This window comes from Salipiger sp. PrR003, assembly GCF_010500785.1.
Taxonomy (GTDB): domain Bacteria; phylum Pseudomonadota; class Alphaproteobacteria; order Rhodobacterales; family Rhodobacteraceae; genus Salipiger; species Salipiger pacificus_A.
The window spans coordinates 1-18,443 of record NZ_JAAGOV010000034.1; the positions used below are offsets into that span (position 1 = coordinate 1).

General features: G+C 65.9%; 18 protein-coding genes and 1 tRNA gene. 10 read left to right on the forward strand and 9 right to left on the reverse strand.

Features of this window, described 5'->3' with window-relative positions; all coding sequences use genetic code 11:
* Window positions 1-1,098: 1,098 nt before the first annotated feature.
* From G0D83_RS09660 to G0D83_RS09675, 4 genes are all read right to left on the reverse strand, one after another.
* A tRNA-Thr gene (locus G0D83_RS09660) sits at window positions 1,099-1,174 on the reverse strand.
* A gap of 45 nt (window positions 1,175-1,219) precedes the next feature.
* Window positions 1,220-2,797 carry a heme biosynthesis protein HemY gene (locus G0D83_RS09665; protein ID WP_164192707.1) on the reverse strand — a complete coding sequence of 526 codons (1,578 nt, stop codon included), beginning with the start codon at window positions 2,795-2,797 and terminating at the stop codon, window positions 1,220-1,222.
* A gap of 18 nt (window positions 2,798-2,815) precedes the next feature.
* The gene (locus G0D83_RS09670; protein WP_164192711.1) at window positions 2,816-4,333 is read right to left on the reverse strand and encodes a COG4223 family protein; all 1,518 of its coding nucleotides are present in this window, start codon (window positions 4,331-4,333) and stop codon (window positions 2,816-2,818) included.
* Window positions 4,334-4,346: 13 nt separating this feature from the next.
* Window positions 4,347-5,147, reverse strand: a complete 801-nt coding sequence (locus G0D83_RS09675) for a uroporphyrinogen-III synthase (protein ID WP_164192714.1) — start codon at window positions 5,145-5,147, stop codon at window positions 4,347-4,349.
* Window positions 5,148-5,234: 87 nt separating this feature from the next.
* Here G0D83_RS09675 and tsaD point away from each other — a divergent pair, with 87 nt between their 5' ends.
* The 4 genes from tsaD to G0D83_RS09695 are packed head-to-tail and all read left to right on the forward strand — an operon-like array spanning window position 5,235 to window position 7,969.
* Window positions 5,235-6,314, forward strand: coding sequence for a tRNA (adenosine(37)-N6)-threonylcarbamoyltransferase complex transferase subunit TsaD (gene tsaD / locus G0D83_RS09680; RefSeq protein ID WP_164192718.1), 1,080 nt, complete (start codon window positions 5,235-5,237; stop codon window positions 6,312-6,314).
* Complete coding sequence (locus G0D83_RS09685; RefSeq protein WP_164192721.1) at window positions 6,311-7,270, forward strand: NAD(P)H-dependent glycerol-3-phosphate dehydrogenase; 960 nt, start codon at window positions 6,311-6,313, stop codon at window positions 7,268-7,270. Before tsaD ends, G0D83_RS09685 begins: the two co-directional genes overlap by 4 nt.
* 2 nt (window positions 7,271-7,272) lie before the next feature.
* Complete coding sequence (locus G0D83_RS09690) at window positions 7,273-7,545, forward strand: YciI family protein (protein ID WP_164192959.1); 273 nt, start codon at window positions 7,273-7,275, stop codon at window positions 7,543-7,545.
* Window positions 7,546-7,549: 4 nt separating this feature from the next.
* Complete coding sequence (locus G0D83_RS09695) at window positions 7,550-7,969, forward strand: EVE domain-containing protein (RefSeq protein ID WP_164192724.1); 420 nt, start codon at window positions 7,550-7,552, stop codon at window positions 7,967-7,969.
* 257 nt (window positions 7,970-8,226) lie between these two features.
* Here the strand turns inward: G0D83_RS09695 and G0D83_RS09700 are convergent, their stop codons facing one another.
* Complete coding sequence (locus tag G0D83_RS09700; RefSeq protein ID WP_164192727.1) at window positions 8,227-8,568, reverse strand: DUF2853 family protein; 342 nt, start codon at window positions 8,566-8,568, stop codon at window positions 8,227-8,229.
* A 263-nt stretch (window positions 8,569-8,831) separates the two neighbouring features.
* Between G0D83_RS09700 and G0D83_RS09705 the strand changes: the two genes are divergently transcribed.
* On the forward strand, window positions 8,832-9,269 hold the full coding sequence (locus tag G0D83_RS09705; RefSeq protein WP_164192730.1) for a universal stress protein: 438 nt from the start codon (window positions 8,832-8,834) through the stop codon (window positions 9,267-9,269).
* Between the two features lie 17 nt (window positions 9,270-9,286).
* On the forward strand, window positions 9,287-10,852 hold the full coding sequence (locus G0D83_RS09710) for a sodium:alanine symporter family protein (protein ID WP_164192733.1): 1,566 nt from the start codon (window positions 9,287-9,289) through the stop codon (window positions 10,850-10,852).
* 75 nt (window positions 10,853-10,927) lie between these two features.
* Here the strand turns inward: G0D83_RS09710 and G0D83_RS09715 are convergent, their stop codons facing one another.
* Window positions 10,928-12,277, reverse strand: a complete 1,350-nt coding sequence (locus tag G0D83_RS09715) for an esterase-like activity of phytase family protein (protein ID WP_164192736.1) — start codon at window positions 12,275-12,277, stop codon at window positions 10,928-10,930.
* Between the two features lie 206 nt (window positions 12,278-12,483).
* Window positions 12,484-13,869, reverse strand: a complete 1,386-nt coding sequence (gene ahcY, locus G0D83_RS09720; RefSeq protein WP_108964171.1) for an adenosylhomocysteinase — start codon at window positions 13,867-13,869, stop codon at window positions 12,484-12,486.
* Window positions 13,870-13,991: 122 nt separating this feature from the next.
* On the opposite strand from ahcY, the gene G0D83_RS09725 reads away from it, so the two are divergent.
* Genes G0D83_RS09725 through G0D83_RS09735 form a run of 3 tightly spaced genes read left to right on the forward strand, consistent with a single transcriptional unit; the run spans window position 13,992 to window position 15,531 of the window.
* Window positions 13,992-14,438 carry a hypothetical protein gene (locus tag G0D83_RS09725; protein WP_164192739.1) on the forward strand — a complete coding sequence of 149 codons (447 nt, stop codon included), beginning with the start codon at window positions 13,992-13,994 and terminating at the stop codon, window positions 14,436-14,438.
* A gap of 2 nt (window positions 14,439-14,440) precedes the next feature.
* Window positions 14,441-15,043, forward strand: coding sequence for an HD family hydrolase (locus G0D83_RS09730; protein ID WP_164192742.1), 603 nt, complete (start codon window positions 14,441-14,443; stop codon window positions 15,041-15,043).
* Between the two features lie 50 nt (window positions 15,044-15,093).
* Window positions 15,094-15,531 carry a GNAT family N-acetyltransferase gene (locus G0D83_RS09735; RefSeq protein ID WP_108964174.1) on the forward strand — a complete coding sequence of 146 codons (438 nt, stop codon included), beginning with the start codon at window positions 15,094-15,096 and terminating at the stop codon, window positions 15,529-15,531.
* Between the two features lie 105 nt (window positions 15,532-15,636).
* Here the strand turns inward: G0D83_RS09735 and G0D83_RS09740 are convergent, their stop codons facing one another.
* Together G0D83_RS09740 and G0D83_RS09745 are read right to left on the reverse strand one after the other, a co-directional pair.
* Window positions 15,637-16,191 carry an ActR/PrrA/RegA family redox response regulator transcription factor gene (locus G0D83_RS09740; RefSeq protein ID WP_164192745.1) on the reverse strand — a complete coding sequence of 185 codons (555 nt, stop codon included), beginning with the start codon at window positions 16,189-16,191 and terminating at the stop codon, window positions 15,637-15,639.
* Between the two features lie 77 nt (window positions 16,192-16,268).
* The gene (locus G0D83_RS09745; RefSeq protein WP_164192748.1) at window positions 16,269-16,904 is read right to left on the reverse strand and encodes an SCO family protein; all 636 of its coding nucleotides are present in this window, start codon (window positions 16,902-16,904) and stop codon (window positions 16,269-16,271) included.
* 141 nt (window positions 16,905-17,045) lie between these two features.
* Here G0D83_RS09745 and regB point away from each other — a divergent pair, with 141 nt between their 5' ends.
* A complete protein-coding gene (gene regB, locus G0D83_RS09750; protein WP_164192751.1) occupies window positions 17,046-18,434 on the forward strand; it encodes a sensor histidine kinase RegB in 1,389 nt (462 codons plus the stop codon).
* The last annotated feature ends 9 nt before the right edge of the window (window positions 18,435-18,443 follow it).

An 18,443-nucleotide genomic window follows, 5' to 3' on the forward strand; every position in this document is an offset into this window, starting at 1 on the left:
GCCCGGCCGGAAGCGGTCACACGCCGCTGCGTCTCATCCTGATTGACGCGGAATCTCATCCTGTTTGTCGCGCCGCAATCTACCGGACCTCCTTCGCTGATAAGCAACGAGAAGGTGGGATATGAGCGGTTGAAACAGCTGCTTTGAATATCAGTTAGCTGCCAGCTCTACGTCCGGAAGGCTAGTGCGGAAGGATTCGCACGCCTTGAGATGGTCTAGTCATCGCATTGAGCTGGGTGCGCCGGTTACACGCTCCTGTCGATAAGTAGCTGCTGGGTTAGATCAGTCATGCGTCTTGCCAAGCATGAAGGTCGGCACTGGACCTATCGCAACCGATTCTCGCACTCCCGTATTGGCGTACGCCAATATATAGAGGGCCCAAGGGGCGTGAGGAATAGATCCACTAGGGGGCTCTTTGCAACGCTTACCGCGCAGGGCGACGGGTAGTACCCCCAAGGGCTTAGACTATTGCCTCGCCTAGTGGACCAGCGCAGGGAGGCTCGTGCAAGATATGAGCTAAATGGAGTTTTTTGGGCCATGGAGGCCAACCAAAAACATTGATTAGCCGCAATACACCGGCAGCTCGAACCAAAAGTGGGCAGAAGCAGTATTTCAGGCAACTCCTCCTAGCACCGCCCATCTCTTGAGGATGTGTTCCCCGCAGTTCCCCACACAGCTGCGGCCCGGGGAACGCGAAGAGCACCAACAAAAGAAAGAGCGTTCCCCGTGTTCCCCACGTTCCCCGCCAAGAACACAGTGATGCGAGCGTCATCAGGCTAAACGTGATCAATATTTGCCGGAAACCGGCGCACAGCTGATCCATCGGATACGAGAGGATGTGCTAAGAGGCGCCGCGCGCATCGGGCAGAGACAACCCTCCCAATGCGAATCGGTTCATGCAGAAAGATCGCAACCCGGAAACTGATCTCATAGCCCCCGTCGAGGCTAGATTTTGAGCGCCGCAGTAGGTCACACTTCCGCGACTGACGCCTAGCTCTTTCGCACTCTAAACTGGTTCCGCAATGGTTCCGCGCTTCCTCAAAAGCAGAAGGCCGCCCCGAAGGGCGGCCCTTTTGCACTGGTTTACCAGCTATTTAGTGGTGCCGCTGAAGGGACTCGAACCCCCGACCCCATCATTACGAATGACGTGCTCTACCAGCTGAGCTACAGCGGCACTGGTGGGCGGCCTCTTAGCACCGGGGCCGCCGCAGGAAAAGGCCTATTTTGCCTTCTCGTGTTCAACCGCGCCGTGGCTGCCTTCCGCCGTGTCTTCAACGGTCTCGGCATCCGGCACGTCCCGCTTCAGGTCAGGAGACGTCTCGGCGCCGTCGAGCGGGTCCGCCGGCGTCTCGGGCGCCGGCGTAAGCACCTCGTGCGCCTCTTCCGCCTCGGTCGCGGCCTCGGCCTCGGCGCTGCGATCCTCGAGCGAGCCGATGATCAACGGCAGCATCTCGGCCCCGGCGGGGGCGACGTCGGACTGCGGCGGGCTGCGCCAGCTCAGCGTATCGAAGCCCTCGCAATTGGCGCAAACCGGCACCCATTCGCCGTGGATGTGGTTGCACTTGTCGCAGACCCATTGCGGGCCGCGCGGCGCCAGCAGCGCCTTTGCCAGCCAACCGCGCACCACCGGTTCGGCCGCGCCCTCGCCCTTGGCGATGGCCGCCATGACGGTGAGCACGCGGGCATCCGGCTCGGTCTCGGCGAGGTTGCCCACGGCGCGGCGTGCCTCGGGGAAGTCCTCGGCGGCGAGCGCCAGCTCGGCCTTGAGCAGCTTGGTCTCGCGGTGCTCGGGGTTGATCGAGGTGAGCGTCCCAAAACGCTTCATCCGTGCCGACGGGGTCTCGTCCGGGGCGATCTCGGCGAAGGCGGCGGCCAGGTCCGGGTGCGGCTGAACCGACCATGCCTTCTTGAGGATGCGGGTCGCCAGCTTGGGCTTGTCCTGCGCGATATAAGAGCGTGCCGCCATGGCCGCGCCGGGGATCAGGTCGGGCGAGCCCTTCGACGCAGCGATGGCCGCCTCGCGGGCCTCGATCGGCTTGTCCTCGTCCATGATGTCCTTGGCCTCCGACAGCGCCAGGACGGCGTCGCGGCGGCGGTAGACATCGCGCGGCAGGGCGCCGTGCTTGAGCTTGGCCGAGAGCGTCTTGCGCGCGCCCTGCCAGTCATGTTTCGAAGCTTGCAGCTGCAGAAGCAGGTCCTGGATTTCCTCGTGCTTGGGCTTGAGCGCAAAGGCGCGCTCGGCCAGCTTCAGCGCCGTGTCCGTGTCGCCCTTGGCCAGCTTCTGCTTCATCATACCGCGGATGCCGACGAAGCGGGTCTGCTCGTTGGTGATGAGCTTCTTGTAAACTTCCTCGGCCTTGCGGGTGTCGCCGGTCATCTCGGCGGCCTGCGCGGTCAGCAGTTGCGTCAGCTCGGGCTTGTGCAGGTAGCGCTCGGCTTTCTGCGCCTTGGCCATGGCGAGCTTGCCCTCGCCCGAGGCCAACGCCAGCAGCCCCTCGGACATCGCCTGGTACCCTTTGCGCTCGCGGTTGCGGTCGAAATAGCGCGACAGTGCCGTATCGTCGCCGTTGATGAACTTCAGGATGGCGATGAGCAGCGAGACCAGCTTGAAGACCACCCACAGCACGAAGACCAGCACGATGGCGGCGATCACCGACTGCAGCGGCCCGAGGGTGAACTCCATCCCGCCGGCGGTGACCTGCACCCCGCCCGAGCTTTCCATCAGGTAGCCGGCCCCGAGGGTCAGCCCCGCCACGGCGGCGACGAAGAGAACGATTTTCAGAAGTGACCAAAGCATGAAAACGATCCCTTACCCTCAGTTCTGGTTCAGTGTCTGTGCGACGGCATCGGCGCCGTCGAGCGCCGCCTTGCGCGCCTCGGCGCGGGCGGTCCAATCGGCCAGCTCGGCCTGCGCCGGTTCCGGCAAAGTCGCAAGCTCGCTCAGCACGGTGCCAAGATCAGCCGATCGCAGTGCCGCCTCGGCGCGCGAGAGGACGGCGTCGGGGTCGTCCCCCTCGCGCGGCTCAACAGAGCGGGCGCCAAGCTGGTTGGCGAAGAAAGTGGTGACCCGGCTGGCGGTATCCTCGGTGGTGGCCTCGGCCCGGCGGGCAGCCGAAAGCGCATCGCGCGCGGCGGGCGGGAAATCGGCCACCAGCGCAGCCTGGGTCGGTGCACCCTCGTCCGCGGAAGCGGCCAGCCCATCGGGGACGTTCACACCGTTTGTCTGCAGCACCTGCAGCGCCTCGGTGTAGGGCGCGCCATCGCGCAGCGCGGTGTTGATGTCGGACAGCGCGGTGCGCGACTTGGCCAGCATCGCCTGATCCGAGGCGCTCTGCTGCGCCGCCATGGCGTCCTGGGTCATCTGCTCGACCTCGGCGCGCTGCGTCTCGATCGCGGTGCGCACGTCGGCAAGCGCCTTCTCGTAGGCGGCCATGGCCTCGGGCGAGACCGATTCCGACAACCACTGGTTCTGCATGCTCTCGATCCGGGACTGCAACTGCGCCACCTGCTCGGTGAGCGTCGCCGCAGAGCCCTCGGCGGCCTGCATCCGCGCGCCGAGATCGGCGGTGGAACTCTCGAGCCCGGAAAGGTCGATGCCGCCCACCTGCGCCGCGGTCTCGGCAACCGTGCCACTCAGCGCGTCGATCTTCTCGGATTGCTCTGCCAGAGAGGCCGCGGTCTGCGCCTCGAACGCGTCACCGCCGTCGCCGAAGGGGTAACTCCCGGACTGGTAGCTCGAGGCGCCCCAGCCAAGCGCCGCGGCGAGGATGCCGCCAAGCGCCATCGGCACGAAGCCCCCCTTGCGCTCGACCACCGTCTCGCGGACCACCTCGCGCGGCGGCACAGCGGCGGCCGGCGCGGAGGTGTCGGTCCGTGCCGCGAGGCTATCGTCGCCCTCGGCGATCAGCGTGTCGGCGTCCTTGCCCACATCGGTGTCGCTGTCGAGCTCGACTGCCTCGCCCACCGAGTGGATCGATTCCATGGAACTGGCAGGCTCCTGCGCCGCCGTATCCTGCGCAACCGTGTCCTCGGCCTCGGCGCTGAGGAGCGAGTCCTCGGTCACGAAGGTGTCAGTGCCCTCGGCGCTTGCGATCGTGTCGGGCGCGTCGCCGGCGAGCGTATCGTCCGCGTCGGCCTCGAGACTCTCGGCCCCGGCGGCGTTCTTCACCTCGTCCCCGAGCGTGTCCTCGCCTTCAGGCGCGGCACTGTCATCCGCCGGCGCGGTGTCGGTGCCTTCGGCCGTCTCATCGAGGGTGGCCTCGGTCTCGGGGGAGGACTGCCCCTCCTCCGGCTTGTCCTTGGCGTCGTCTAGAGGCTTCTTCTTGTCGGCCACGCGGTCCACCCTTTCAATCTGTCGCTTGCGGATCCTCTGCAGATCTCGCGTCACTTTCATAACTTTTCACGGACCCGACGCGCTCCACAAGCAATCGCGCGCATTCTAGGAGCTTTTCCACCGACTTACGCATAAGCCCGGCGTCGGGACGCAAAACAATCTCTGAGTCGAGAACATAGAGGCCGGAGAGGGCCGCTTCCACCTCCGCGCTCATATATGCGGCGAAAAGCGGCGCGGTAGCGTTAACGTCCCGCGCAGCCGCGGCAAAGAGCGCGGCGCTGCGAGGCGAAAAAAGCGGCACGACCACCGGGAGTTGTCCGCGCAGCGCAGAGACCGCCTCGGCGCTGAGCGGCCGAGTCGGCTGGTCGTAAATAACCGCCTCGGCGCAGGGCTGACCGGCCGCGGTGAGTCGCGCGGCAAGATCGCCCCGCGCATGGGTGCCGCGCGGATGCAGCAGCGCGCCGCCGGGCGACTCGCCTAGAACCAGCGCCAGAAGTGCCTCGGCATCGCCCTGTGCGACGCGCGGGGTCATCCCGATCAGCCGCGCCGCGCGGGCCGTCGCCTCGCCCACGGCATAGCACAGCGGCAGCGGCGTACCCCCCAGTTCGGCATAGGCGCGCACGCCGCTTGCAGAGGTGAAAACGAGCCCGGTAACTCCCGCGAGCTCGGGCAGCGGGCCGGTGGTCTCGACCTCGATCAGCGGGCTGAGGATCGGCGTGAACCCCGAAAAGCCGTCGTCACGAAGCTCGCCGAGAAAGCGCTCGGAGGCCGCGCGCGGGCGGGTGAGCAGCAGGAGGGGCTGGGAATCTGGCATCCTTGCTCCGGGATTGGAGGGCTCGGGATTGTGAGGGCCCTGCTCTGGTGGTAGCTGCAGGACCAAAGGGATGCAACGGATGTGCCGATGCCGGAACTGACGATCCTCGGGCTGGAAAGCAGCTGTGACGACACCGCCGCCGCCGTGTTGCGCGGGCAAGAGATCCTGTCCTCGGTGGTGCTCGGCCAGAATGAGCTGCACGCGGCCTTTGGCGGCGTGGTGCCCGAAATTGCCGCCCGCGCCCATGCCGAAAAGCTCGATCTGGCCATCGAACAGGCGCTGGTGCAGGCCGGGGTGCCGGTGACCGAGCTCGATGCCATCGCGGTGACGGCGGGCCCCGGTCTGATCGGCGGCGTGCTCTCGGGCGTTATGATGGGCAAGGGCATCGCGGCGGCCACCGGCAAGCCGCTGATCGGGGTGAACCACCTTGCCGGCCACGCGCTGACGCCGCGGCTGACCGACGGGCTCGCCTATCCCTATCTGATGCTGCTGGTCTCGGGCGGGCATTGCCAGTTCCTGATCGTGCGGGGCCCGCAGGCCTTCAAGCGGCTCGGCGGCACCATCGACGACGCGCCCGGTGAGGCTTTCGACAAGACCGCCCGCCTGCTCGGGCTGGCGCAGCCCGGCGGCCCCTCGGTCGAGGAGGCGGCGGAATCCGGCGACGAGACACGTTTCCGTTTCCCGCGTCCACTGCTCGACCGCGAGGGCTGCGATCTGTCCTTCTCGGGGTTGAAGACCGCGCTGCTGCGCCTGCGCGACAAGCTGATCGAGGAGCAGGGCGGGCTTCACCGGCAGGACGTGGCCGACCTCTGCGCCGGTTTCCAGGCGGCGGTGCGCGACGTGCTGGCCGAGAAGACCCGGCGCGCGATGCGGCTCTATCTCGAGGAAACTCCCGCCGAGCCGGCGCTGGCCGTGGCCGGGGGCGTTGCCGCCAACAAGGCTCTGCGCGGCGCGCTGGAAGGTCTCTGCGAAGAGCATGGGGTGGCCTTCACCGCCCCGCCGCTGCGGCTTTGTACCGACAATGCGGCGATGATCGCCTATGCCGGCGGCGAGCTTCTGGCGGCCGGGGAAGTGTCTGACATGACCCTTGCCGCGCGTCCACGCTGGCCACTCGACAAGACCGCCGCGCCGCTGCTCGGCTCGGGGAAAAAAGGGGCAAAGGCATGATTGGCGTTCTTGGCGCGGGTGCCTTTGGCACGGCGCTGGCCGTGGCGCTGGCGCAGGACGGTCGGAAGGTGATGCTCTGGGGCCGCGACGCGGACACGATGGGCGCGATGGCGCAAAGCCGCCAGACCGCCCGCCTGCCCGGGGTGACCCTGCCTGAAGGGATCGAGGTCACCGCCGATCTCGCCCGCGCCTCGACCGCCGAGACGCTGCTGCTCGCGGTGCCGATGCAGACGCTTTCGTCCGTATTGGGGTCGATTGCCCAGCCGCTCGAGGGGCAGAAGCTGGTCGCCTGCTGCAAGGGCATCGATCTGGCGACCGGCGAGGGGCCGAGCCATGTGATCGCCCATGCCAAGCCCGGCGCCCTGCCCGCAATCCTCACCGGCCCGAGCTTTGCCGCGGACATTGCCCGCGGCCTGCCGACAGCGCTGACGCTGGCCTGCGCGGACGCCGAGGCAGGGCTGGTGCTGCAGCACGTGCTCTCGACCAAGACACTGCGGCTCTACCGCAGCACGGATGTCACCGGCGCCGAGGTCGGTGGCGCGCTGAAGAACGTCATGGCCATCGCCTGCGGCGCCTGCATCGGCGCCGGCTTCGGCGACAGCGCCCGTGCCGCGCTGATGACCCGTGGCTTTGCCGAGATGACCCGGCTTGCGGTGCACCTGGGAGCAAAATCAGAGACGATCACAGGGCTTTCGGGCCTTGGCGACCTGGCGCTCACCTGCACCTCGGAGTTGTCGCGCAACTACCGCTACGGCCAGGCGCTCGGCCGCGCCGAGGGATTCGACCCCTCGGTCACCGTCGAGGGCGCCGCCACTGCCCGCGCCGTCGCCGCGCTCGCGGCGCGTGACGGACTCCCCATGCCGGTCTCGGGCGTTGTCGCCGCGCTGACCGAAGGCAAAGTCACCATCGCCGAAGCTCTCGAAGAGCTTCTGTCTCGACCCCTGAAGGAGGAATGACCATGCTCGTCGCGCTTTTCGCCAAGGACAAACCCGGTGCCCTGCAGATCCGCAAGGATACCCGTGCGGAACATCTCGCCTACATTGATCGCACCGGCGTGGTCGCACAGGCGGGACCGCTGCTGGATGACGCCGGCGAGATGGCCGGCAGCCTGGTCATCCTCGACGTCGCCGACATGGCCGCGGCGCAGGACTGGGCCGACAAGGATCCCTATGCGCTGGCTGGCCTCTTCGAGAGCGTCACGCTGACCGCGTGGAAAAAGGTCATCGGGTGAGCAGATGAGATACTGGCTCTTCAAGTCCGAGCCCTCGACCTGGTCCTGGGAGGACCAGCTCGCGAAGGGCGACGCGGGCGAGGAATGGGACGGCGTCCGCAACTACCAGGCCCGCAACTTCATGCGCGAGATGAAACTCGGCGACCGCGGCTTCTTCTACCACTCGCAGAGCGAGAAGGCGGTTGTCGGCATCATCGAGATCTGCGCCGAGGTGCACCCCGACAGCAAGGCCGATGACCCGCGCTGGGAATGCGTGGACATCAAGGCTGTCGAGACGCTGCCGACCCCGGTCACGCTCGAAGAAATCAAGACCGACCCGGCGCTCTCGGAGATGGCGCTGATCAAGCAGTCCCGCCTGTCGGTACAGCCGGTGACCGAGGCCGAGTTCTTGCACATCTGCGCCAAGGGCGGGCTGAAGGCCTGATCCGGCGGTGAGGCCGCTTGGCAGCGCTGGGGCCGGACGGGAGTCGCGGACGGTCTGAGAACCACCGGCGACGGAAGCAACGCGCGGCTTCACCACGCAAACAGGGGTCCGCCAAGAGCCGGACCCCTGTACCACCCCGCGTGCTCCCACGCACGTTTCGGAGAAACTGGACCCGACCGTTCTGGCCGAGCCTAGAATGTCGCATGGTCGCGCCCTGGGCGCAAAGCGGTAGTGTTTAGAATTCTAGCGACCCGCCCTCAGGCGTAGGCGCCTTCCTTGCCGAAATGCTTCACCAGCAGGTAGTAGACCACCGCCCGGTACTTGTTGCGCTCGGAGCGCCCGTAGGTATCGACCACGGCATTGATCGCCTCCATCAGTTCCGGCCCGTCCTCGAGCCCCAGCTTCTTGACCAGAAAGTTGTCCTTCACGGTCTCCAGCTCGTGCGCTTCGCTGGCGGCAACGGTCGAGGCATCGGTATCGTAGATCGACGGACCGCAGCCGATGGTGACCTGGGTGAGCAGATCCATGTCTGGCTCCGTGCCGCACTTCTCGCGCAGGTCCGCGGCGTATTTCTGGATAAGATCGTCTCGCTTGCCCATCTCACTCTCCTCCTGAACTGGGTCTTCCTGCGCGCCGGGCGCAGCTTTTCCTGACCAGACTATAGTCCCCCTTGATTGTTGATAAAGAGAGGAAAATCGTTCTGTTTTTCTGCGCGGCGCGTAGTCGCGGCATGGCGTTAAACTTTTTTTAGTGACAAAGCCGTGATGCCGCCCGCAGCATGGGCGGGGGAGTGCAAGGATTGGCAGACCCGGATAACGGGCATCGCCCTGTGCTCTCAAACGCAGAAACCCGGGGAATTCCAATGGCAACAGAGACGTTTGTCGTCGCCTACGAGAATAAGGAAGGTGATGACGGCCTGCTCGATTATGCAATCGCGCGGGCCAAGAAGGACGATGCGGCCTTGCTGCTTGTCCATATCCTTGAATGGTCGCCCTACAAGTTCCTGACACCTCAGGAAATCGAGGAGCGCCACGCCCGCCGCAAGCAGGAAATGGCGCGGGCCAGGGAAGTGATGCTCGATCCGGCGCTCGCCAAGGTGCACGCCGCCGGGCTCGAGGGCGACTGCCGCATCCGCTACGGATCGGTGGTCGAGCTGGTGGCCGAGATCGCGTCGGACGCAGGCGCGAGCATGATCTTCGTCGGCAGGTCCGGCACGCAGTCCATGGCCGCACGTATCTTTGGATCGGTGCCCCTTGGCCTTGCGCAGGTCGCCCCCGTGCCAACCGTCATCGTGCCCTGAGCCGCTGGAGACCCGTCATGAAACCCATTCAAATCGCCCTTCGCGTCGGCCTTCCGGCCCTCGGCGCGACGCTCGCCGCCCTTCCCGTCCAAGCGCAGGAGGCGGCGCAGACCCTCGACGATCGGATCAACGAGGTTGTCGGCCGCTTTACCACCCCCTTCGTCAACTTCATCTTCGCCCCCTTCCCCGGCACATCCTTCCCGTGGATCGTGCTCTGGCTGGTGGTCGCGGCGACGATCTTCACGCTCTATTTCGCCTTCGTGCAGTTCCGCGCCTTCCCGCATTCGATCGCGCTGGTGTCAGGCAAGTATTCCGATCCCGATGACGCCGGCGAGGTAAGCCACTTCCAGGCCCTCGCCACGGCGCTTTCGGGCACGGTCGGTCTCGGCAATATCGCCGGTGTGGCTGTTGCCGTGTCGATCGGCGGGCCCGGCGCGACCTTCTGGATGATCCTCGCGGGTCTCATGGGGATGGCGTCCAAGTTCACCGAATGCACGCTCGGCGTGAAATACCGCAATGAATACGCCGACGGCACCGTCTCGGGCGGACCGATGTACTACCTCAGCAAGGGCATGGCGGAGCGCGGCTTTGCCGGCTTCGGCAAGGTGCTGGCGATCTGCTTCTCGATCGTCTGCGTGCTCGGCTCGCTGGGGGGCGGCAACATGTTCCAGGCCAACCAGGCGCATGCGCAGCTCGCCAATATCATCGGCGACTACCCGGGCTGGATCACCGGTGTGATCTTCGCGGCCATCGTCTTTGCGGTGATCATCGGCGGCCTGAAAAGCATCGCCCAAGTCACCGAGAAGATCGTTCCCTTCATGGGCGTGCTCTACGTCGGCACGGCACTGATCATCATCTTGATGAACTATGACCGGATCGGCTGGGCACTTGGCCAGATTTTCGACGGCGCCTTCACCGGGCTCGGCGTCGCGGGCGGGCTCGTCGGCGCGCTGATCCAGGGCTTCAAGCGGGCGGCCTTCTCGAACGAGGCGGGCGTCGGCTCCGCGGCCATCGCCCACTCGGCGGTGCGCACCAAGGAGCCGATCACCGAGGGGTTCGTGTCGCTGCTCGAGCCCTTCATCGACACGGTGGTGATCTGCACCATGACCGCGCTGGTCATCGTGATCACCGGCGTGCTGCAAGTAGACACGGAGACCGGCCAGTACATCTGGAACGCTGAACTGGGCCGGGTCGAGACCCTGGGCGACGTCTCTGGCGTGGCGCTGACCTCGGCGGCCTTCGGATCCGCCATCTCGTGGTTCCCCTACGTGCTGGCGCTGGCGGTGATCCTCTTCGCCTTCTCGACGATGATCTCCTGGAGCTACTACGGGCTCAAGGCCTGGACCTACATGTTCGGCGAAGGCAAGTTCCAAGAGGTGAGCTTCAAGATCCTGTTCTGCATCTTCGTCATCATCGGCGCGGCGATGAACCTCGGCCCGGTGATCGACTTCTCGGATGCGGCGATCTTCGCGATGGCGCTCTTCAACATCGTCGGCCTCTACTTCCTGATGCCGATCGTGAAGGCCGAGATGAACAGCTACATGAGCCGGCTGAAGTCGGGCGAGATCAAGCGCTACGCCTGAGCCCCGACACGACACGGCACGACGGAACACGAAGGGGGCGCCGAAAGGCGCCCCCTTTTTACTTGGAACAGAGCCTTACTTCGCGGCCAGCAGTTCCGGCACCTCGAGCAGGATGAACTCGTTGTGCGCCGCCTCGCCCGGCACGCGCCCGCCCGAGAAAGGCAGGTTGTTGTCGTTGGCGACCAGGATGTGGGTCTCGTCCACCGCGATCACGTCCTCGATGGTGAAGAAGGGGAAGCTGAAGTGATCGCCGCCCGCGCCCATGCCCTCGAGCGCCTTGGCATCGGGGTCGGCGATGTTCAGCAGGTCGATCTGGCCAATGCGGCGGATGAAGCCCTCTTCGTCGGTGTCGCTCATGTCGACCAGCACGATGTTCTTCACCTTGGCGGGGTTCGGGTAGCACTCGGCGGTCTCGGTCGCACCCTCGGCGCAGGCCTGCGTCATGTCGCCCTCGCCGTTGTCGCGCTCGATGACCAGCGCGCGGGTCTCGTCGATGAAGTTGAAATCACCGATCGCCGTGGCACCCTCGGCAAGCTGGAACTTCACGCTCTCACCGGTCCATTCTCCTGCTTTAGGGTCGAAAGCGATGACCCGCAGGAAGGGCCCCTCGGTTTCGCCGCCCTCGATCAGGATCGGCTTTTCCAGCATCGCCCAAAGCAGGTCCGTGCCCGGCTGCAGCGCCATGCCCTCGTAGCCGCCCGAGCGCTGCACCTGGTAGTCGGTGCCCGCAGTCGCGGGGACAAAAACGCTGTAAGTGTCGGGGCCATGAAGCTCCTTGCCGTCGAACTCGGTGGCAAAGACATCTTTCACGACGCCGTCGAGCCCGGCGCGGATGATGTAGGGGCCGAACTCGTCGCCGATCCAAACGTCACCGTCCAGCACCTGGATCGACTCCGTGTCGAAGTCGGCGCCAGTCAGATAGCGGCTCTCGGTGCCTTCATAGGCAATGCGGAAGGGCACCTTGTGGTCCGGGTCCGACAGGAAAATCGTCTCGCGGCGCTCGACCGTGCCGGTCTCGAAATCCGGCGCCATGCGGTGGAAGAACAGCATGGCGTCGGGCGAGTTGCGCTTCGAGCCGAAGCCGTTGTCGGTCAGCGTGTAGAAGCTGCCGTCCTCGGCGCGGGTCATGGCAAAACCCGACATGCCCTGCACCGGCTGACCGATGAAGGGCAGCGAAATGCCGGTGCCGTGGTTGCCGTAGGTCTTGCCGGTGTTGCCCTCGACGCTCATCGCTTGGCCATTGCGCGCGGCGCCGGTGAACTTGCCGGAGAGCCAGGCATCACGCGGCGCATCCGCCGGCGGCTCGACCAGCGACAGGGCGGGCAGGTAGGCGTGACCGGCGAGCTTGGCCGGAAAGATCTCCTGGGCCGTGGCGGGCGCGGCGGCCGCGCTGGCGAGGGCGAGAAGGGAAAGCGAAAGGCGCATCGGGAACTCCTCGTGGATGCATTGATGCGCCGCTGCTACGGACATTGCGTAACGCTCACGTGGCCGTGATGTGACGCTCCGGTGAAACCCGGCGCCCTGTCATCTTTGCCCAGGTATTCCCTCAGGACGCATCTTCACGCCCCAAAATGCGAAACGCCCCACCGAACGGCGGGGCGTCTGCAAAATAGCCTGAAACAGGCTCTAACTCAGTAGCGGTAGTGCTCGGGCTTGAACGGCCCTTCCGGCGTCACGCCGATATAGGCCGCCTGCTCGGTCGAGAGCGTGGTCAGCTTGGCACCGACCCGATCGAGGTGCAGGCGCGCCACTTTCTCGTCGAGGTGCTTGGGCAGGATGTAGACCTTGTTCTCGTATTGGTCGCCGTTCTTGTAGAGCTCGATCTGCGCCAGCACCTGGTTGGTGAAGGAGGCCGACATCACGAAGCTCGGGTGGCCGGTGGCATTGCCGAGGTTCAGCAGGCGGCCTTCCGACAGCAGGATGATCTTGTTGCCCGAGGGCATCTCGATCATGTCCACCTGGTCCTTGATGTTGGTCCACTTGTGGTTCTTCAGAGAGGCCACCTGGATCTCGTTGTCGAAGTGGCCGATATTGCCGACGATGGCCATGTTCTTCATCTCGCGCATGTGCTCGATGCGGATCACGTCCTTGTTGCCGGTGGTGGTGATGAAGATGTCGGCGTCGGCAACGACGTCCTCCAGCAGCACCACCTCGAAGCCGTCCATCGCCGCCTGCAGGGCGCAGATCGGGTCAGCCTCGGTCACTTTCACCCGCGCACCGGCACCGGCCAGCGAGGCGGCCGAGCCCTTGCCCACGTCGCCGTAGCCGCAGACCACGGCGACCTTGCCCGCCATCATCACGTCGGTGGCGCGGCGGATGCCGTCCACGAGGCTCTCGCGGCAGCCGTACTTGTTGTCGAACTTCGACTTGGTGACGCTGTCGTTGACGTTGATCGCCGGGAAGGGCAGCTGGCCCTTCTTCTGCAGATCATACAGGCGATGCACGCCGGTGGTGGTCTCTTCCGAGACGCCCATGATCGCCTCGCGGGTCTTGGCGAACCAGCCCGGGCTCTGCTCCATGCGCTTCTTGATCTGCGCGTGGATCACCGCTTCCTCTTCCGAGGTCGCCACGCCTAGATCCTCGCCCGCCTCGGCGCGCGCGCCGAGCAGGATGTAGAGCGTCGCGTCGCCGCCGTCATCGAGGATCATGTTCGCGCCCTCGGGGAACTGGAACGAGCGATCGAGGTAATCCCAGTGCTCTTCCAGCGTCTGCCCCTTCACGGCAAAGACCGGCGTGCCGCCCGCGGCGATCGCGGCGGCGGCGTGGTCCTGGGTCGAGAAGATGTTGCACGAGGCCCAGCGAACGTCGGCGCCCAGCGCCTTCAGCGTCTCGATCAGCACCGCGGTCTGGATCGTCATGTGCAGCGAGCCGACGATCCGCGCGCCCTTCAGCGGCTGCGCCTCGCCGAACTCGGCGCGGCAGGCCATCAGGCCCGGCATCTCGGTTTCGGCGATGTCGAGTTCCTTGCGGCCAAAGTCGGCCAGCGAGATGTCCTTGACGATATAGTCTTCAGCCATGGTCCGGCGCTCCAATTCGAATATCGGGATTGCTGGGCTGGGTAGCATCCCTTGCTATGCCCCGCAACGTGGATCACAGTCTGGCCTAAACGGAAGCATAATCCGCCAAAGGCAGCCGCGGCATGGACCAGACTCCTCCCAGCAAGGCTTACGGGCGCTACTGCGTGCCCGCAGGGCTCGAGACGCGCCCCGCGATGAAGGCCGTCCTGGCCGGCGGAATCTATGAACCTCAGACCATGGCCTTCATGCGCGCCCATGCGGGCGGCGGAGACATCGTTCACGCCGGCACCTTCTTCGGCGACGTCCTGCCCGGCGCCGCAGCGGCGATGCTCGACTTCGTCATTCCGCGCGACCGGCAGGTGACGATCGTGCAACTCGACGTCGAGGGTCACGAGAAGCGCGCGCTCAAGAGCGCCTATCACCTCATCCACCGCTGCAGGCGGATCCTGATCCTCGAGAACCGCGGCAACGAGACCTGGATCCAGCGCAGGTTCCGCGGCCTCGGCCACTGGGTCCGCGGCAAGCTGCACGGCAATTTTGTCTACGCCACGGAAGACCTGGACCTCTGAAGATGCCTCCCAAACCCAAGCAACCCCGCGCCTGGCAGCGCATGCTCTCCGGCCGACGCCTCGACCTGCTCGACCCCACACCGGTGGACATCGAGATCGAGGACATCGCCCACGGCCTCGCCTTCGTCGCCCGCTGGAACGGCCAGACCCGGGGCGACTTCCCCTATTCCGTCGCCGAGCATTCGCTGCTGGTCGAGACGCTGTTCTGCCGTCTGTGCCCCGGTGCCAGTCCCGCCGAGAAACTCTTCGCGCTGCTGCATGACGCGCCCGAATACGTCATCGGCGACATGATCTCACCGGTGAAAGCGGCGGTCGGCCCGGGCTACGGCGAACTCGACAAGCGGCTGGCGGCGGCGATCCATATCCGCTTCGGCCTGCCCGCCACGCCCGGCATCCGTCTCAAGAAGCAGATCAAGAAGGCCGACAACGTCTCGGCCTGGATGGAAGCCACCCAGATCGCCGGCTTTTCCGAAACCGAAGCCTCGCGCTTCTTCAAACGCCCCGACGCTACCCTGGTCGAAGGGCTCGACATCCACCTGCGTCCGCCGGTCGAGGTGCGCCGCGCCTATACCGCGCGCCACGCCGAGCTGCTGGCGCTGCTGTGAGCCGCGCTGGGATCTCCATCCGCCGTGCGGGCACGCTCGATGCGCGGCCGATGGCCGAGCTGCTCAACGAGATCATCGCGCAGGGCGGCACCACGGCGATGACACAGCCCGTCAGCGGAGAGGATCTGCGCCACTGGATGGGCACGCCGCGCGCCGTCTGGCACGTTGCAGAGGACGAGGCCGGCACGTTGCTTGGCTTCCAATGGGTCGAGCCGCACCCGCAACATGGTGACACGGTCGCGCAAATCGCAACTTTCGCGCGGGTCGGCCGCACCGGGCTCGGCATCGGTTCGGCGCTTTTCGAGGCCACCCGCGCCGCCTGCCGCGACGAAGCCTACGCCTGGATCAACGCCGAGATCCGCGCCGACAACGAGGGCGGGCTGATCTACTATCAGAGTCGCGGCTTCGAGGACTACGGCACGATCCGCGACTATCGGCTCGGCGATGGCGGCACCGTGGACAAGGTGCTCAAGCGCTACGACCTCTGAGCCCTGCCGGACAGACGGAAGCCGCGCCCTTGCGAAGCGCGGCCCCTGATTTCTCCTAGGCAGACATACCGCCGCCGGAGGGTGCGCTTGCCCGGGCGCTGCCCCTCACTTCGGCGAGCGCTTCGCGAGGATGCGCTGCAAAGTCCGGCGGTGCATGTTGAGACGCCGCGCGGTTTCCGACACGTTGCGGTCGCAAAGCTCGTAAACCCGCTGGATGTGCTCCCAACGAACACGGTCGGCGCTCATCGGGTTCTCCGGCGGCGGCGGCAGGTCGTCGCCGCGCGACAGCAGGGCATTGGTGATGTCGGTGGCGTCGGCCGGCTTCGACAGGTAGTCGGTGGCGCCGATCTTCACCGCGGCGACGGCGGTGGCGATGGCACCATAGCCGGTCAGCACGACGATGCGGCTGTCGGGGCGCCGCTCGCGGAGCACCTCGACCACGTCGAGCCCGTTGCCATCCTCGAGCCTCAGGTCGACCACGGCATAGGCCGGCGGACGCGCCTTGGCGATGGCAGTGCCGGCCGCGACCGACTCGGCGATCTCGACCTCGAAGCCGCGTTTTTCCATGGCCTTGGCCAGCCGCTTGAGGAAAGGCTCGTCGTCATCGACAAGCAGCAGCGAGCGATCTTCGCCCAGGTCGTCTTGTGTGAGTTCCGCCACGGAGGCCCCCGTCCTATGGACCGGCTTGAAGCGCCGTATGAGAAATTCTCTTATCCCGCCCGCGACATGCGGTCAAATCAAGCCGGACCCATGCGATCGATGTAGCAGGTGGTACGCTCGGCCAGCTGCTCCGGCGTCACGTCGCGGCGGAAAAACTCGGCGAAGCCGAGGCCCGGCAGGACGAGGTAGGTAAAGGCCGAATGATCCACCGAGTAGAACTCGGGATCCTCGTCGTTCTTTTTGTAATAGGCGCGGTAGGCCTTCGCGGCCTGCGCGACCTGCGCTTCCGAGCCGGTCAGCCCGATCATCTTGTCGTGAATGTTCGCGGCATACTGCCCCATGACCTCGGGCGTGTCCCGCGCCGGATCGACCGAGATCATCATCGGCGTCGCCGAATAGCCGGCCTCGGCGAGCAGGTCGACCGCATCGGCGTTGCGGATATTGTCGAGCGGGCAGATGTCCGGGCAGAAGGTGTAGCCGAAATAAAGCAGCGTCGGCTCGGTGATCACATCGGCGTCGGTCACCGTCTCTCCCGAGGGGAGCACCAGCTCGAAGGGCCCGCCGATCGCCCCGGCCCCGCCAGCCACCACGCCTTCGCGGCAGTCGGCAAAGGGATCGTCCCCCCGGCCCCATTGGGTTGCCACCCAGATCCCGGCGGAAAGGGCGACGAGGCCGCCGGCGGCGACAATGGCGACAAGCGTGGCGGGCTTCATGGCGGGTTCCTTCCGGGGATCGATCGGGCCGGCGCCGGGGCGAGGCGCATTGCAAATCCCCGACCCAAGCATGACACTCCCAGACCTAACGATTGCCCCCCGAGGCGCAAGCCAAGAAACCATGCGAAAGAAGACACCGGCATGAGCCCGACGGACCTGGTCCTGCCCTGGCAGGAAGAACGCAGCACCTTCATCCGGCTGCGCACGATGATCCTGCTGCGCTGGGTGGCCATCGTCGGCCAGATCGCCGCGCTTGTGGTGGCCCAATCGGTCTACGATCTGCAGCTGCCGCTCGGCCTGTGCTATCTCGCCGTCGGCATTTCGGTGATCGGCAACCTCGTCGCCAGCCTGATCTTCCCCGAGACCAAGCGCCTGTCGGAAGCCGAGAACTTCCTCATGGTGATGTTCGACCTCTTGCAGCTGTGCTTCCTGCTCTATCTCACCGGCGGGCTGCACAATCCCTTCTCTGTCATGGTGCTGGGGCCGGTGACCGTTTCGGCGGTGATGCTCTCGCTGCGCTCGACCATCGTGCTCAACGTCACTGCCTTCCTGCTGATCTCGGGCATGGTCTTTGCGCATGTGCCGCTGCACACAGTCGACGGGCAGGTGCTGCAGATCCCCGATCTCTTCGTCTTCGGCCAATGGGCGGCCATCGCCATCGCTCTGGTCTTCCTGTCGGTCTATGCCCGCCGGGTCACCACCGAGATGAACGCCATGTCAGATGCGCTCAACGCCACACAGATGGCGCTGTCGCGGCAGCAGAAACTCAACGATCTGGGCGGCGTGGTGGCTGCGGCGGCGCATGAGCTGGGCACGCCTCTGGCAACCATCAAGCTGACCTCGGCCGAGCTCATCGAAGAGCTTGACGACCGCCCCGAGCTGCAGGAGGACGCACGGCTGATCCGGGCGCAGGCCGACCGCTGCCGCGACATCCTTCGCTCCATGGGCCGGGCGGGGAAGGACGATCTGCACCTGCGCACTGCCCCGCTCACCGAGGTGATCCGCGAGGCAGCCGAGCCGCACGAGAACCGCGGCAAGCACGTCAGCCTCGAGACGATCGGCGACACCGATCTGCCCATGCCGCAGGTCCTGCGTCACCCAGAGGTGATCCACGGGCTGCGCAATCTCGTGCAGAATGCCGTCGATTTCGCCCGCAGCCGGGTCTGGATCGAGACCGGCTGGGATGCGCAAAGCGTCACCGTGCGGATCATCGACGACGGGCCGGGCTTCCCGCCGCATCTCATAGGCCGGATCGGCGATCCGATGATCCGCCGCCGCAAGACCGAGGCCGAACGCCGCGCCCGGCCCGAATACGAGGGCATGGGGCTGGGCCTTTTCATCGCCAAGACCTTGTTGGAGCGCTCCGGCGCCGAGTTGAGCTTCGCCAATGGCTCGGATCCGACCGCACCCGAGCCTCCGGGCACACGCCGGGGCGCGGTGGTCGAACTGGTCTGGCCGCGCGTGGCCATCGTCGCGCCCGAGACCGCGCCGGGCACCCCGCTCGGCGAGAATCCCGCCTTCGGCGCCTGACCTCACCTC

Bases quoted from the DNA above. Each gene is read 5' to 3' on its own strand.
- G0D83_RS09665 (WP_164192707.1), bottom strand. From the start codon at position 2,797: ATGCTTTGGTCACTTCTGAAAATCGTTCTCTTCGTCGCCGCCGTGGCG.
- G0D83_RS09675 (WP_164192714.1), bottom strand. From the start codon at position 5,147: ATGCCAGATTCCCAGCCCCTCCTGCTGCTCACCCGCCCGCGCGCGGCC.
- tsaD (WP_164192718.1), top strand. From the start codon at position 5,235: ATGCCGGAACTGACGATCCTCGGGCTGGAAAGCAGCTGTGACGACACC.
- G0D83_RS09685 (WP_164192721.1), top strand. From the start codon at position 6,311: ATGATTGGCGTTCTTGGCGCGGGTGCCTTTGGCACGGCGCTGGCCGTG.
- G0D83_RS09690 (WP_164192959.1), top strand. From the start codon at position 7,273: ATGCTCGTCGCGCTTTTCGCCAAGGACAAACCCGGTGCCCTGCAGATC.
- G0D83_RS09695 (WP_164192724.1), top strand. From the start codon at position 7,550: ATGAGATACTGGCTCTTCAAGTCCGAGCCCTCGACCTGGTCCTGGGAG.
- G0D83_RS09700 (WP_164192727.1), bottom strand. From the start codon at position 8,568: ATGGGCAAGCGAGACGATCTTATCCAGAAATACGCCGCGGACCTGCGC.
- G0D83_RS09705 (WP_164192730.1), top strand. From the start codon at position 8,832: ATGGCAACAGAGACGTTTGTCGTCGCCTACGAGAATAAGGAAGGTGAT.
- G0D83_RS09710 (WP_164192733.1), top strand. From the start codon at position 9,287: ATGAAACCCATTCAAATCGCCCTTCGCGTCGGCCTTCCGGCCCTCGGC.
- G0D83_RS09715 (WP_164192736.1), bottom strand. From the start codon at position 12,277: ATGCGCCTTTCGCTTTCCCTTCTCGCCCTCGCCAGCGCGGCCGCCGCG.
- ahcY (WP_108964171.1), bottom strand. From the start codon at position 13,869: ATGGCTGAAGACTATATCGTCAAGGACATCTCGCTGGCCGACTTTGGC.
- G0D83_RS09725 (WP_164192739.1), top strand. From the start codon at position 13,992: ATGGACCAGACTCCTCCCAGCAAGGCTTACGGGCGCTACTGCGTGCCC.
- G0D83_RS09730 (WP_164192742.1), top strand. From the start codon at position 14,441: ATGCCTCCCAAACCCAAGCAACCCCGCGCCTGGCAGCGCATGCTCTCC.
- G0D83_RS09735 (WP_108964174.1), top strand. From the start codon at position 15,094: ATGGCCGAGCTGCTCAACGAGATCATCGCGCAGGGCGGCACCACGGCG.
- G0D83_RS09745 (WP_164192748.1), bottom strand. From the start codon at position 16,904: ATGAAGCCCGCCACGCTTGTCGCCATTGTCGCCGCCGGCGGCCTCGTC.
- regB (WP_164192751.1), top strand. From the start codon at position 17,046: ATGAGCCCGACGGACCTGGTCCTGCCCTGGCAGGAAGAACGCAGCACC.